This window comes from Marivirga atlantica (assembly GCF_016734805.1).
GTDB lineage: Bacteria > Bacteroidota > Bacteroidia > Cytophagales > Cyclobacteriaceae > Marivirga > Marivirga atlantica.
Window position 1 is genome coordinate 473245 of the sequence record NZ_JAERQG010000002.1, and the last position, 14160, is coordinate 487404.

Genomic DNA, 14160 nt, shown 5'->3' on the forward strand with positions numbered 1-14160 from the left:
AGGAGGCTAATTGTTATATAGTATTTTAAAAAGAAACATATCTTAAAATTAGTTTTCCTCTGATTACTTGACAAAATAGAAATCTGTAAAAGTACTTTATTCGTAGATAATTATGGTTTTGGATAAACTATTATAGATATTTTGCTATTTTTCGATAAGATGTAAGGTTTATTAGCTTATTATTTACGGCTTGGGTAAGATTTATTTTACCTTTACGGATTAAGCTATTATTTAGCCTTTGTTAATTATATAAAATATTATGAAGAAGGGGAGCATTCTCATTTTTTTACTTTTTATTTTAACTAGTAATCTAAAAGCAGCAACTTTTTTTGCTGTTGCAAACGGTGATTGGGGTAATCCTAATACGTGGGCTTCTAGTCCTGGTGGTACTCCGGGTGCAGGAATACCTGGTTCGGGGGATGTAGCGATAACTAGTGGGTTTCAAATTGGTTTAAATCCAATAGATGGGGATATAATTGTGGATCGACTGACTGTAACCAATTCAGTGGCCAATTCAATTTATTACAATGACCCTTTTTTTACCTTTATTCCGGTCAGCCTTACAATTAATTTAAGTCTTTCAAGCACAGGTAGTCCTTCAGCTCAAATAATAGAGAATACGCCAAATCTTTCTGTAATAATTGCTGGAACTGGGTCTGCTGTTATAAACAACTGGTCATCAGCGTCACCTTTTAATAATTTGACTTTCGATACTGGAGGCTCTACGACAATTAATTCTAATATTGCGGTTGATGGAGGAGATTTAACAATTGCCAGTGGAACAAATTTAACTTTAGGAGCATCAAATATATTTTCAAACCCAAATGCAAATTCTAATTTAGTAGTAGAAAGTGGAGCAACTTTAACAGTTAATGGAGCAATAAATGGAGATGGTTCTAATAGCTCTCGGTTTGGTAATGTTACAATTAATGGTACAGTCAGTACTGGTGTTTCTGGTTATATAAATTCTGTTGATTTTGACTTAAGCAGTTCGGGTTTATTTAACGTTAATTTTAACGGCTCAAATCAAACACAAGGATGGTGGTATCAATCTACTTTCCCAACAGGGTCTTTTAATATAGATGCCGCTTCAACTGTCAATTACAGAGCAAGTGCTGATCAAGTAGTAGGAGCTACTACCTATGGAAATTTAACTTTAAGCTCTCCGGCATCATCATCTATTAAAACTTTACAGTCTGGAAATACATTTGTTGTTTCGGGAGCATTCAGGATTAATTCAGCCAATGTAACTTTCAACTCTTCGTCAAACAGTAATCCTATAAGTTTATCAGGAAGCTACGTGAATAATGGTACTTGGAATGCTACACAGTTAGTTATATTTAACGGCACAAGTGCCCAATCTATAAATGGTAATAATTTAACAACTTTCGGAGCTGGTTTAAGGGTAAGTAATACGTTAGGTCTGAGCTTAAGCAATATTGGAGTTGACATTAATGGTGAGTTAGATGTTGATCCGAGCTGTTCATTCGATCCAAGTGATCAAGATATTAATGTTTCTGGCAATATGAGGATCGATGGCACTTTGATTGCAGGTAGTGATCCAGGAATATTCGAATTTGATGGTATAACAGAATTTCTTGGATCTGGATCTAGAGAGTTTAGGAATTTGACTGTGACAAATACGTTAACAGCTCCGAATCCTGTTTCTGGTGATTTAAATATTTCTGGCGTATTTATTAATAATGGTACTTTTAATAATAATAGCGGTATTGTTAATATGACAGGAACTGGCACAAGAAGCATTGGTGGTTCTAGTGCACTTTCATTGTTCAATTTAAATGTAAGTGGAGGTACTGTAAATGTTAATAACGCCTCAGTAGCTGTTGAAGACGGAATTACTGTTGATGCTAATACAATATTAGATTTAGATGGTAGTGGCTCAGGTCAAGTGATCTTAATTTCTACATCTAGTAAAGATGCTTATATAGGCCAAATTCCAGGTACCTCTTCACTAACAGGAGAATTAACTGTTCAAAGAGCGCTATATGCCACGGATGCTGGTGATAATGCTTATCATGTGATCGGTTTCCCGATGACTGGGGTAACAGTTTCTGACGTTCAAGCTGAGATGCCTATTACGGGTACATTTACAGGTAGAAGTACTGGTACTGGTTTTGACAATAATCCATCACTTTATGCATATAACGAATCAGCTGGTGCTGGTTTAAATCTCAATGAACGTTATGTGGCATTTCCAAACTCGAACAACTCAGAATCATTTAGTGTAGGAGAAGGATATTACTTATATACGTATCCAGGAATAATTCCAGTGACCATTGATGGTTCCGGTTCAGTATTTTCAGGGGACTTTTCAAGATCACTTTCCTTTACAGGAACTGACCCTGATGCAGGTTGGCATATAGTGGCAAATCCTTATCCAGCCCCATCTGATTGGCAAAATTGGGGAAAGACTGATATTGAAGGGTCTACTGCTTATGTCTATAACTCAAATAATGGGAACTTCATAGCGTATGATGCTAGTAGCGAACAATTAATTCCTCAGGGACAAGGCTTTTGGGTAAGAGCAACAAGTGGTTCAGCTGAAGTTACTGCTAGTGAATCGACAAAAGTGGTAGGTACTACTCCAACCTTTTATAGAGAAGAATCTCTTGAGAGATTTGAAATAATTTTGAAGACTCCAAATTATGATGATATTTCAATAGTTCATTTTACAGAAGGTGCAACAGATAATTATGAGCCAGCTTTTGATGCAACGCGTTTGTTAAATACTTATGAAACAATCTCTACGCTGTCTAATGATGGAAAGTCTTTGAAGGTAAATAGAATGGCGGCTATAAATTCATCTGACAGCTGCAGAAGATCTTTATTTATTGATTTAGAACAATTAAAAGTTGGAGTGAATTATCAAATTGACTTTAACGGATTAGCAAATATTGAAGAATATCAGTTTGAGCTTATTGATCACAAAACGGGAAACTCTCAGTTCATTGATGATGAAAGCTTGGTTAGTTTTGAAATTGAGGATTCAGGTGAAACCGCAAATAAAGATAGATTTGAGTTAGTTTTTGTAAAAAATGCACCTACTTCCTTCAATATTTCGGATGTAACTAGCTGTTTTGACGAATCAATTAATATTGATTTACCAACTTTAGAGAATAATACAAATTATTATGTTTTCAACGAATCAGGTCAATTAGTTGAGTCATTTGATTCAGGACAAACGGAATTAAGCTTATTAGCTGATGAATTAAATGAAGGTTTAAACCAATACACTCTTAAAGCTTCTAATGCTCTTTGTGATACTGTTGAAATTGATTCATTTACTGTTGAAGTATCTTCCCCAATTGATAAGAGTAGAGCTGTTTCTGGATCAAATATTTGTTATAGTGCAGATAATGCAGATTATTCTATAAATACGCAGAATGGTATTAGTTATTACCTAATTCAAGGTTCCGACACCATAGATACAGTTAATGGCAATGGAGAAATGTTTGAAGGGCGACTAAATGTTAACTTATTACAATCAGGAGATAATAGTATTGATGTTTTGGCTGTTCAAGAAAACTGTAATGCTGTGTATTTGGATCAAACGGTTGACATTTTTTATGATACTTTCCAAATAGATGAATCTATTTCAATAAAAGGGAGTGAGAGCTGTGATATCACTGCTGCAAATATATCATTACGTACACAAGCTCAAGTTTCATACTTATTCAAAATAGGTAGTGTTGAAATTCAAACAGTTCAGGGAAATGGTGGTGAGTTAGTTGTTTCTTTGCCTGATTCATTATTAGACATAGGAGAAAACAAGATTGAAATAATTGCTAAATATGGAGATTGTCAGAGTTTTAATTATCAGCCAATTAGCGTAATGGTCCATGAGCAAATGACGATCAATGGAGTAGATGATATCAGTATCTGTAAAGGTGAAGAGATAGTGTTAGATGTACAATATAACGTATCCGCAGCGTCATTCGAGTTGAGTAATGAAAATCAGACAATTTTAACAAGCACAAATGGGCTTATGGAGTTTGTTCCTGAAGTAAGTGGTACATATTCTGTTAATGCAGTTTCGGAGAATGGTTGTATTTCAAATGAGCTGACCTTTAATGTTACCTTAGACTCAATAAATAAACCTGAGGTTATTGTTTCTGATAACATTCTGGAAGCCTCGATAAATGCAGAAGCCTATCAATGGTTCAAAGATGATGTTTTGCTGGAAGGTGAAACATCCAAAATCTTAATAGTAGAAAATTCGGGAGAATACAAAGTTGAGGTCTTTAGTAAGTTATGTAGTCATGTGAGTGACGCAATTACATTTGATGAAAGTGTCTTGTCTGTTAATAAAGAACTAAGTAATAAATTATCAATCTATCCGAATCCGGTAGAAAATAATATGACGGTAGATTTCGAGGATAGTGAAATTGATTCTATGGAAATTACTATATTTGATCTTTCAGGGAAGTTTATTTCATCTAACAAAAAGTTAAGCAATCACTCTGAGTTAGATATGAGTTATTTAGAATCAGGAATATATTTAATTGAAATTGCCACAAAAAAAGGTGTAGTAACCAAGCGAATTGTGAAGCAATAGTTAAGAACAATGAATAGGATACTAATAAATATAATTTTAGGATATTTAATAACATTAGTCGTTAATATATCAGTAGCTAGTGCTCAACCTGGTCCACCGGATCCACCAGATGATAATCCGGTTCCTATTACCGGAATAGAGTATTTAATTGCTGCAGGTGCTGCATTTGGTGCGAAGAAGATTTATGATAAAAAGAAATCTAAATAATTTAGATATAGAAGTGTAAGAATTAAAAAGCCAGCTATTGCTGGCTTTTGTGTTTAATAGAAAAAGAGGTAGCTAATAAGTATTGCCGCTACAATTCCTGTTAAATCAGCAATTAACCCACAGCTAACTGCATAACGTGTGTTTTTCACTCCAACAGCTCCAAAGTAAACAGCCAATACATAAAAAGTAGTTTCTGTGGAGCCTTGCATTACGCTTACTACTCTACCAACAAATGAATCTACACCATAATTTTCCATTGCTTCAAGCATTAGCCCACGAGCTCCACTACCACTTAGCGGTTTCATTGTGGCAGTGGGAATAGCTGGTACAAAATCAGCGTTAACACCCATTTGTACAAAAAGCCATGCCATTCCATCTTCAACCAAATCTAAGGCACCACTAGCCCTGAACACACCTATGGCAACTAGCATGGCTACTAAATAAGGTATGATCATAATGGCATAATTGAAGCCCTCTTTAGCACCGTCAATAAATGTCTCATATACATTTACTTTTCTTCGGAAAGCCATAATGATGAATGATACTATTACTCCAAAAATAATGAAGTTGGCAATTGCCGATGATATGGTACCAATCTCTGATTGACTAAGTGTAGTAAAGTACCAAATAACAAAAGCTATAAAACCACTTACCAAGCCTAAAGAGATTAATATTTGCTTATTAAAGAAGTTGATTTTCTGAACGATACCAACAGCCAGAAGGCCAGCCAGCGTAGAGAAAAAAGTTGTTAGCAAAATAGGTATGAAAATATCTGCGGGATTAGCAGCACCCATTTGTGCCCTATAAACCATAATACTAATAGGAATAATTGTTAGGCCAGATGTGTTGAGTACTAAAAACATAATCTGAGCATTGCTAGCCCTATTTTTATCGGGGTTCAGTTCCTGAAGCCCGTGCATAGCTTTTATTCCTAATGGAGTAGCCGCATTATCAAGCCCAAGCATATTAGCAGATATATTCATCAACATAGCACCCATGGCAGGATGATTCTTGGGTATTTCCGGAAAAAGTCTTGAAAATAAGGGAGAAGTAACCCTGGAAAGTAAGCCAACCATTCCACCTTTTTCGCCAACTTTCATAATACCTAACCATAATGTCATTACTCCGGTAAGTCCTAGTGATATCTCAAATCCAGTTTTTGCCATTTCAAAAGTGGCATTGGTCATTGCCGGGAATATTTCCATATCACCCATGAAAATCCATTTGACTAAACCAAAGACGAAAGCAATTACGAAGAATGCTACCCAGATGTAATTCAAAACCATAAGCGCAAATAAGAGAGAATAAAAATATAAATCAAAATTTAAAGTCCGTACGATTACTCCTTCCTAAAGGCTAAACGATTTATTCATTTTCGAATTGAAAATTAGTATAGGCATTTTGAAGTTCTCTTAATGCATGATGATCCCCCTGTGCTTTTGCGACTTCTATTCCCTTAGTATAAATTGCTTCAGCTTTATTGATGTCGAACTCTTCTGCATAAAGCGCTGCGGCATGGTAATATGTACCAACATAATCCGGATGCTCTGCTAACAACATATCAAAATAATGTTTTGATTTTTGCTTGTTGTCTTCTTTATATTCTGTTGCCAGCGCATAGATCAAGAAAGGATCGTCAGGAGTTTCTTCTAAAAACTTGAGAAGTTGTTGTATTCTCGCTTCATTCATCAATTAATACAAATTTGAATGGTGGAACAAATTTTTATTTTTTTCAATATTACTTAACTTCGAGCCCTAATTCTAGTTAACTATCAAAGGTTAGTTAAATATGGCTAACCTTCTAGCTTAAAATTAATTGTTTTTAATAATGCTCTAAAAAATAGAGCGTAAATCTATAATATAACTTTTAAAATATATGAAAATATTAGTTTGTATTACACACGTACCTGATACTACGGCTAAAATTTCTTTCACGGATAATGATACAAAATTTGACGCAAATGGTGTTCAATTTATCATTGGTCCTTACGATGATTATGCTTTAGCAAGAGCAGTAGAGTTAAAAGAAGCCAGTGGCGGAAGTGTAACTGTTCTTAATGTAGGAACAGCTGAAACAGAACCAACTATCAGAAAGGCATTGGCTATAGGAGCTGATGATGCCATTAGAATTAATGCAGAGCCAACTGATTCTATGTTTGTTGCACAGCAAATTGCTAATCATGCAAAAGACGGTGGTTATGATTTAATCATGATGGGAAGAGAATCTATTGATTTTAATGGTGGCATGGTGCACGGTATGGTAGGTGAATTACTTGGTATGCCTGCAATATCACCTGTAATGCAACTTGATATCGAAGGTGAAACAGCTAAGTTAGCTCGCGAGATTGAAGGTGGTAAAGAATACTTAGAATTATCACTTCCATTTGTTGCCGGATGTCAGGAACCAATTGCTGAATGGAAAATCCCTAACATGAGAGGAATTATGTCGGCAAGAAGTAAAAAGCTAGAGGTGATAGAACCTACCGATGCCACAGAAGCTGCAACCTTAGAGAAATATGAGATGCCTCCTGCAAAAGGTGAGGTGAAAATGATTGATGCTGATAATGTTGAAGAGCTTGTTCAGTTATTGAAGAATGAAGCCAAAGTATTATAAGTAACATTCTTATTTCGATCACATATTTATAATTCAACTTTAAAAAAATTAAAATGGCAATATTAGTATTTATAGAACACGCAGAAGGCGTGGTAAAAAAATCTTCTTTAGAAGCTGTTTCTTACGCAGCTGCAATGGGTGATGAGGTTATCGGACTTGCTGTTGGAAGTATTGATGAGGGTGCTTTAAAAGCAGCCGGAAATGCTGGAGCTTCTAAAGTTTTACACGTAACCGATGAGAAATTAGAAAAAGGAATTATACAGGCGTATGCGCAGGTAATAAACCAGGCAATGGAAAGCACTGGAGCTGAGATTTTAGTGTTGGCTAAATCATCTTTGGGTGATCCTGTAGCAGCTAGGGTAGCAGCCAAGCAAGGAGCAGGCTTTGTTTCTAATGTAAGTGATTTACCTGATACTTCAAATGGCTTCAAAGTAAAGAGAAGTATTTATACAGGGAAAGCTTTTGCTAACGTAGAAATCAAAACAGATAAAAAGATATTAGGTCTAAAGAAGAACGCAGTTGAGCTTAAAACTGATGGAAGTGAAGCTACGGTTGAGAAATTTGATGTATTATTATCTGATGATTCCTTCAAAGTAACAATTACATCTCAAGACAAGGCAACGGGTGAAATTCTTCTTCCTGAAGCAGAACTAGTAGTTTCTGGAGGTAGAGGAATGAAAGGACCAGAAAACTGGGGAATGATAGAAGAGCTTGCTAAAACTCTTGGTGCAGCTACAGGTTGCTCTAAGCCAGTATCTGATATGGGATGGAGACCTCACCATGAGCACGTAGGACAGACAGGAGTTAAGGTTTCTCCTCAGTTATATGTTGCAATAGGTATTTCTGGTGCTATTCAGCATTTAGCAGGTGTAAACTCTTCTAAAAATATAGTGGTAATTAATAAGGATCCTGAAGCACCTTTCTTCGCAGCTGCCGATTACGGTATAGTTGGAGATGCTTTTGAAGTAGTACCAAAATTAACTGAGGCGCTTAAAGCCGCTCAAAATTAATTTTTGTATTTGTGGAAAAACTTAAACTTGAAATATTAGGACTTTCATCGAGTCAATCGCAATCAGGTTCCTTTGCTCTAGTTTTGGGGCAGTCTGAGGGTAACAGAAGACTACCTATTATAATAGGTATGTTTGAGGCGCAGGCTATTGCTATCGAGATTGAGAAAATTGTTCCTAATAGGCCTATGACGCATGATTTGTTTAAATCATTTGCTCATGGCTTTAATTTCACGGTTAAAGAAATCATCATATCCGATCTTAAGGAAGGTGTATTTTATGCCAAAATTGTGTGCGATAATGGCGTGGACACCATAGAGGTTGATTCTCGTCCTTCGGATGCTATAGCTATTGGTATAAGGTTCGATGCACCAATATACACTTATGAGAAGATTATGTCAGAAGCTGGAATAGTATTATCTGATGATTCACCGGAAGGCGATATTTCTGAGCTTAAAAAGCCAATCGCCAGAAGTGAAGAATCTAGTGACAAAGGCACTGACAAAAATGAACAGTTAAAAAACATGTCTATGGATAAATTAAATGACATGCTTGATAAGACTCTGAAAGATGAGGATTATGAATTGGCTGCTAAAATCAGGGATGAAATTAACCGTAGAAATTAAGAGTTAAAATTTTGCCTTAAGGCTGGTTTTGATTATTTCAAAATCAGCCTTTTTTTATTTCTCAACAAAAGTATTTTAGAAATCATAGTCTTTTAAATAAGGCTTCTTCAAAGAATATACTAAATTTGACATCTCTTAAGTAAAGCCTTGAGTCAGTTCCATAAATAATGAATTTCCGATCAGTTCTTGATAGTTCGCCCATTTTTGAGAAAGTAAAATCTACCGCTGCTAAGTTAGGCGTTGAAACTTATGTGGTGGGAGGCTTTGTGCGTGACTTAATCTTAAAAAGACCTTCCAAAGACATTGACTTTGTTTGTGTTGGAAGTGGCATAGAACTAGCCAAATCGGTGGCAAGTGCTATACACGCAGAAAAGAAAATTCAGGTATTTAAGAATTTCGGGACTGCAAGTATTCAATATAAGTCATATGATCTTGAGTTTGTTGGTGCAAGAAAAGAGTCCTATCAGCGTGACAGCCGCAAACCCATAGTTGAAGACGGTACTCTGGCTGATGACCAAAACAGAAGGGATTTTACAATTAATGCATTAGCTATAAGCTTAAATGAGGAGACCTATGGAGATTTAGTTGATCCTTTCGATGGAGTTAAAGATCTAAAAAGGAAGACCATTAGAACACCTCTTGATCCGGATGTGACCTTTTCTGATGATCCCCTAAGGATGATGAGAGCGGTACGTTTTGCTTCTCAACTCAAATTCGATATTGAACCAGATACCTTTGATAGTATTATCAAAAATGCTGATAGACTTCAAATTATTTCTCAGGAACGTATAACTGATGAATTCAATAAAATTATTTCATCAGATACACCTTCTTATGGTTTTAAGTTGCTGTACCATGCTAATTTGTTGGATAAATTCTTTCCTGAATTTCAAAATCTACTGGGTGTTGATGAAAAGAATGGTTTAAAACATAAAGACAATTTCTATCACACACTTCAGGTTCTGGATAATACCGCTAAATATGGTGGTGATTTATGGTTGAGATGGGCCGCTATATTGCATGATATTGCTAAACCAGCAACAAAACGCTTTCATCCTAAACAAGGGTGGACATTTCATGGGCATGAGGACAAAGGAGCTCGTATGGTTCCGAAAATTTTCAAGCGATTTAAATTACCCATGAACGAGAAAATGAAGTATGTACAGAAATTGGTTTTACTTCATTTAAGGCCTATTCCTCTTGTAAGGGACAATATTACTGATACAGCTGTTAGGAGGTTGTTGTTCGATGCGGGTGATGATATTGAGGATTTAATGACGCTTTGCAGAGCTGATGTTACTTCAAAAAATCCTAACAAAGTTCAGAAGTATTTAAAGAACTTTGATATAGTTGAGCAGAAAATGAAAGAGGTGGAGGCTAAAGACCATGTTCGTAACTTCCAACCACCTATAAAAGGTGAGGAAATTATGGATACCTTTGAGCTTCCTCCAGGCAGAGAGGTAGGAATAATCAAGAATGACATAAAAGAGGCCATATTAGATGGCGTGATTCAAAATAATTATAAAGAGGCACATGCCTATATGCTGACCCTCGGTGAAAAACTTAATTTAAAAAGTGTGAAATGAAGAATTTATTAAGAGTATCAGTTTTAGTACTGGGTTTATTTTTATTGAATAGTAATGTCAATGCACAAGACGCTAAGTCAGAATCAATTGATAGAGCCAAAATAAAGTATAGAATGGCTCTTCAGTTTAATGACTATGCTCAGGCTAAAAGTGCTATTTATGATCTAATGGTACTTGAGCCAACTAACCATTCATACCTCGATTCGCTAGCTTTTATGTATTTCGAGTTTAGACAATATGCTTCAGCAGCATTGACTAGTAAGGAAGCGCTAAAATACAACTCCCAAAATCAGGTGCTTTTACAAGTTGCTGCTCAAAGTTTTGATCAATTAGGTGCTATCGATCAGTCATTAAAAATGTATCAACGTTTGTATAACTTATCTGATGATGCATTTGTGTTATTCGAGATTGCTAATCAACAGTATGAATTAAAAAATTATGATGAAGCCATGATAAATACAGAACTTCTTTTAGGTAAGTCTGTCGTTAATAATAACATGGTAGTCGTTAAAAATGCAGAGAATAAAGAAATTCAGGTGCCGTTTAAAGCAGTGGTATACAATTTGCAAGGTTTAATAGCAAGAGCTCAGGGTAATGAGGAGAGTGCAAAAAAATATTTCAATAGTGCACTTGAATTAGCTCCTGATTATGCTTTAGTTAAAGAAAATTTGAATACATCAAAGTAATTATTTTCTTTACATGTTTAGTTTCAAACTAATTAACAACTAATAGAATGATGAGATTACTATTTAGAGCGGCAATTTTAGTACTGATTATCGGTACTTCTGCTACAGGACAAAACTTATCTGGTGATAATTTCGCTACCGCTAATCAAGCTAAAAAAGCAACGGTTACTTTTGCTTATGTTGAAACACCGGGCTTCGTTTATAAAGATGCTAGTGGTAAGTTAACAGGTATATGTGTTGATATCATGGACGATTTCTTGACTTACGTGAAATCAACTTATGGTATTAATGTTAATGCCAGATTTGTTGGTAATGGAAGCAGTTTCCGTGCCATGTATAATGGGGTTAAAAATGGCTCTAAAGGTGTTTTCGGTTTAGGAAATATTACTATGACCGAAGCTAGAAAATCTGAGATCAAGTTTAGTCCGGCATTTATAAAGAACTTTGCAATTCTGGTAACACACAATAGTGTTCCTACACTAAACTCAAAGTCAGAAATACCTCAAAAGTTTAATGGTTTTACAGCTTACACCGCTAAAGGAACATTAAATGAGAAAAGAATTAATGCAATTAAGGATCAGTACTACCCAGGTTTAAAAATAGAGTACGTTAACTCAAGTCCTGAAGTACTTGATAAAATACTTGCAGATAAGCAGTCATTCTCATTTCTGGATTTAGCCTTTTATTTTGATGCTGTAAAGGATAGAGACCCTATTAAAAGGCACCAGGTAGGAGATGAAGGTTCTGAAGAGTTTGCCTTCATTATGCCTTTATCAAGTGATTGGCAACCGATAATGGATGAGTTTTTTGCAGCAAACGGTGGGTATAAGAATACTACTGAATACAAAAAAATATTGGTTAATCATTTAGGTTTAAGTGCAGTGAAATTACTGGATACTACCTCTGAATGATCTCATTAAGTCATTAAAGAGATGCGCACATTATGGTGCGCATTTTTTTTGTCTTAGCTTTTACAATTCTTAATTTACTAATATGGAAGACAATAAAGACATCAAATACTGGGAAAGGTTTTTTCAGTCATTACAAATGACATACTACAGTTTACTTGCTGCTCCATTATTTCTATTTGCGATTGCCTTTCTTAGGGCTGAAAATGGGAATAACAAAATAGTAAATCTTGGACTGGACGAAGAAACATACTTAGTTGTTTCCGTATCAGTTGTGTCAGTTGTAATTGCGCTCATACTGTTGTTATACATCAGGCAAAAGTATAAGTTGATAGCCCGCATAGAAGAAATAAGACCTAAAATGAATGCGTACAGACAAGCTACTATGACGAAGTATATTGTTTTATGTGTGTTACAGTTGATAGTTGTTATAGCTTATGCAGCTACTTATCATAATGGGCTGATGGGGCTTTTTACAGGTTTATTACTTTATGCTTCCTTCTTTAGGCCTGAGCTACAGACGGCAAAACGTTCATTAAGAATGAGTGAAAAGACATTTAGGCAAATTGATTATAAGACTAATATTTTACCGTAGTCAATAAAAAAGGGAAGCATTTGCTTCCCTTTTTTATGTTGGTTTGATATGTATTAGAAAATTAATCCGAATGAGACTGCATTTAACTCAGGGCCTCTATTCTCAATATAAAGTGAGTTAAGATCATAAGTAGCGAATAAGTCTACACCTTTCCAGCCTATTTGAGCTTTGACTCCATAGCGTACACTGTTTAGGTGGAAATTATTTTTGTCAACATCTTTTCCATCATCCTCATATTTAAATTTTGACTTACTTCCAATTCTATAACCTCCGTATACTCCAGCTCCAAATCTGAAGGCAGAATTTTTCTTGCCAAGTTTAAACATAGGCACTACTGCCGCATTTAAGTAAGTAATATTCAATTTGCTTCTGGTGGCACTTAAGTCTGCGCTTCGGTCTACAAATTCTACTTCTTCAGCACCTTTTACAATTTGGTATTTCGAATCAGCCAGAGCAAAGTTATACCACTGTAAACCAAACTGGAATAGCGATTTAAAGTAAGGCGAAAACTCTACTTCATGTACTGAATTTAAACCGTAAGTCCATGAGGTAATTGGATCAAGACTATACACTGCGTTATCGTTATCCGGTAGTTGATTATCTGAATTTAGATAGTTGTTTAAGCCAATCATAAATTCAAAGTCGTGATTGTAATCAATACCTTTTTTCTTGTCATCTCGGGTTACGCTGCTTTCTTTATTAAAGGCTTCAGAATAATCGTCATCATTACTTAGCCAGTTGTATGAGTCATCATTTGCATCAAAAACTTTGCCTATTACAAAAGGTGCATCTGCATCTGCTGAGTAATCCCTTATAAAACCTACCCCTGATTCAGGTATATTTGTTACGGATAGGTTTCCAGAAAAACCATCGTTGCAGTCAACCTCCATACTGATAGCGTCTATTTTACCATCAACAATTTGTAAATTGGTGTATTTAACGTTTATACCCTCTTCTTCAGCGTCTTCTTTAAAAGCCTCTAGTTGCTTTCTAGTGGTGTTTTCAAAGATTCTCACAGTAAAACTATCATTACTTTTATTGCTTAAGGCAGAGAGGTAATAATAGTCGCCATTTGCTTTAAGGTTGTAACTTTTATTAGAACCATGTACTACAACAGCATCTTCACCAATTTTATCCTTATTTTTTTCTATTCCTGATATGATTTTACTCAGGTCCATTGATTTTACATCAGCCTTATTGCTAATATTCTTAAGTATTAAGAAAACCATTTCACCATCTTGCTTGATTACTTTTAAAGTATCAGACTGCCAGTTTTTGGCTTGTGCCGACTGGCCAATTAACATACATAATGCTAAAGCGAGTATTGTACTTATCTTTTTCATCTTTTTGTTCAT

12 protein-coding genes are annotated in these 14160 nt (G+C 35.4%); 9 read left to right on the forward strand and 3 right to left on the reverse strand.

Annotation, left to right across the window (positions count from 1 at the left end):
* Window positions 1–259: 259 nt before the first annotated feature.
* Both JKP34_RS09470 and JKP34_RS09475 read left to right on the forward strand, forming a co-directional pair.
* Complete coding sequence (locus JKP34_RS09470; protein WP_201920182.1) at window positions 260–4576, forward strand: T9SS type A sorting domain-containing protein; 4317 nt, start codon at window positions 260–262, stop codon at window positions 4574–4576.
* A 9-nt stretch (window positions 4577–4585) separates the two neighbouring features.
* The gene (locus tag JKP34_RS09475) at window positions 4586–4783 is read left to right on the forward strand and encodes a hypothetical protein (RefSeq protein ID WP_201920185.1); all 198 of its coding nucleotides are present in this window, start codon (window positions 4586–4588) and stop codon (window positions 4781–4783) included.
* Between the two features lie 53 nt (window positions 4784–4836).
* Here the strand turns inward: JKP34_RS09475 and JKP34_RS09480 are convergent, their stop codons facing one another.
* Together JKP34_RS09480 and JKP34_RS09485 are read right to left on the reverse strand one after the other, a co-directional pair.
* Window positions 4837–6069, reverse strand: coding sequence for a nucleoside recognition domain-containing protein (locus JKP34_RS09480; RefSeq protein ID WP_201920188.1), 1233 nt, complete (start codon window positions 6067–6069; stop codon window positions 4837–4839).
* A 79-nt stretch (window positions 6070–6148) separates the two neighbouring features.
* A complete protein-coding gene (locus JKP34_RS09485; protein WP_201920191.1) occupies window positions 6149–6472 on the reverse strand; it encodes a tetratricopeptide repeat protein in 324 nt (107 codons plus the stop codon).
* 187 nt (window positions 6473–6659) lie between these two features.
* Between JKP34_RS09485 and JKP34_RS09490 the strand changes: the two genes are divergently transcribed.
* The 7 genes from JKP34_RS09490 to JKP34_RS09520 all read left to right on the forward strand — a co-directional run bounded on the left by JKP34_RS09490 (window position 6660) and on the right by JKP34_RS09520 (window position 12805).
* Window positions 6660–7397, forward strand: a complete 738-nt coding sequence (locus JKP34_RS09490; RefSeq protein WP_201920194.1) for an electron transfer flavoprotein subunit beta/FixA family protein — start codon at window positions 6660–6662, stop codon at window positions 7395–7397.
* 53 nt (window positions 7398–7450) lie between these two features.
* Window positions 7451–8407, forward strand: a complete 957-nt coding sequence (locus JKP34_RS09495; RefSeq protein WP_201920198.1) for an electron transfer flavoprotein subunit alpha/FixB family protein — start codon at window positions 7451–7453, stop codon at window positions 8405–8407.
* An 11-nt stretch (window positions 8408–8418) separates the two neighbouring features.
* The gene (locus tag JKP34_RS09500; protein WP_201920201.1) at window positions 8419–9030 is read left to right on the forward strand and encodes a bifunctional nuclease family protein; all 612 of its coding nucleotides are present in this window, start codon (window positions 8419–8421) and stop codon (window positions 9028–9030) included.
* Between the two features lie 167 nt (window positions 9031–9197).
* Entirely contained in the window at window positions 9198–10616 is a 1419-nt protein-coding gene (locus tag JKP34_RS09505; RefSeq protein ID WP_201920204.1) for a CCA tRNA nucleotidyltransferase, read from the forward strand.
* Window positions 10613–11302, forward strand: a complete 690-nt coding sequence (locus JKP34_RS09510; protein ID WP_201920207.1) for a tetratricopeptide repeat protein — start codon at window positions 10613–10615, stop codon at window positions 11300–11302. The genes JKP34_RS09505 and JKP34_RS09510 overlap by 4 nt, the downstream gene beginning before the upstream one ends.
* A gap of 47 nt (window positions 11303–11349) precedes the next feature.
* The gene (locus JKP34_RS09515; RefSeq protein ID WP_201920209.1) at window positions 11350–12213 is read left to right on the forward strand and encodes a substrate-binding periplasmic protein; all 864 of its coding nucleotides are present in this window, start codon (window positions 11350–11352) and stop codon (window positions 12211–12213) included.
* Between the two features lie 82 nt (window positions 12214–12295).
* Entirely contained in the window at window positions 12296–12805 is a 510-nt protein-coding gene (locus JKP34_RS09520; protein WP_201920212.1) for a hypothetical protein, read from the forward strand.
* Between the two features lie 53 nt (window positions 12806–12858).
* On the opposite strand, the gene JKP34_RS09525 is transcribed toward JKP34_RS09520, so the two are convergent.
* On the reverse strand, window positions 12859–14148 hold the full coding sequence (locus JKP34_RS09525; RefSeq protein WP_201920215.1) for a porin family protein: 1290 nt from the start codon (window positions 14146–14148) through the stop codon (window positions 12859–12861).
* Window positions 14149–14160 lie beyond the last annotated feature (12 nt).

Coding starts and splice junctions, on each gene's coding strand:
- JKP34_RS09475 (WP_201920185.1), top strand. CDS start 4,586: ATGAATAGGATACTAATAAATATAATTTTAGGATATTTAATAACATTA.
- JKP34_RS09505 (WP_201920204.1), top strand. CDS start 9,198: ATGAATTTCCGATCAGTTCTTGATAGTTCGCCCATTTTTGAGAAAGTA.
- JKP34_RS09510 (WP_201920207.1), top strand. CDS start 10,613: ATGAAGAATTTATTAAGAGTATCAGTTTTAGTACTGGGTTTATTTTTA.
- JKP34_RS09485 (WP_201920191.1), bottom strand. CDS start 6,472: ATGAATGAAGCGAGAATACAACAACTTCTCAAGTTTTTAGAAGAAACT.
- JKP34_RS09525 (WP_201920215.1), bottom strand. CDS start 14,148: ATGAAAAAGATAAGTACAATACTCGCTTTAGCATTATGTATGTTAATT.
- JKP34_RS09495 (WP_201920198.1), top strand. CDS start 7,451: ATGGCAATATTAGTATTTATAGAACACGCAGAAGGCGTGGTAAAAAAA.
- JKP34_RS09490 (WP_201920194.1), top strand. CDS start 6,660: ATGAAAATATTAGTTTGTATTACACACGTACCTGATACTACGGCTAAA.
- JKP34_RS09520 (WP_201920212.1), top strand. CDS start 12,296: ATGGAAGACAATAAAGACATCAAATACTGGGAAAGGTTTTTTCAGTCA.
- JKP34_RS09515 (WP_201920209.1), top strand. CDS start 11,350: ATGATGAGATTACTATTTAGAGCGGCAATTTTAGTACTGATTATCGGT.
- JKP34_RS09470 (WP_201920182.1), top strand. CDS start 260: ATGAAGAAGGGGAGCATTCTCATTTTTTTACTTTTTATTTTAACTAGT.
- JKP34_RS09480 (WP_201920188.1), bottom strand. CDS start 6,069: ATGGTTTTGAATTACATCTGGGTAGCATTCTTCGTAATTGCTTTCGTC.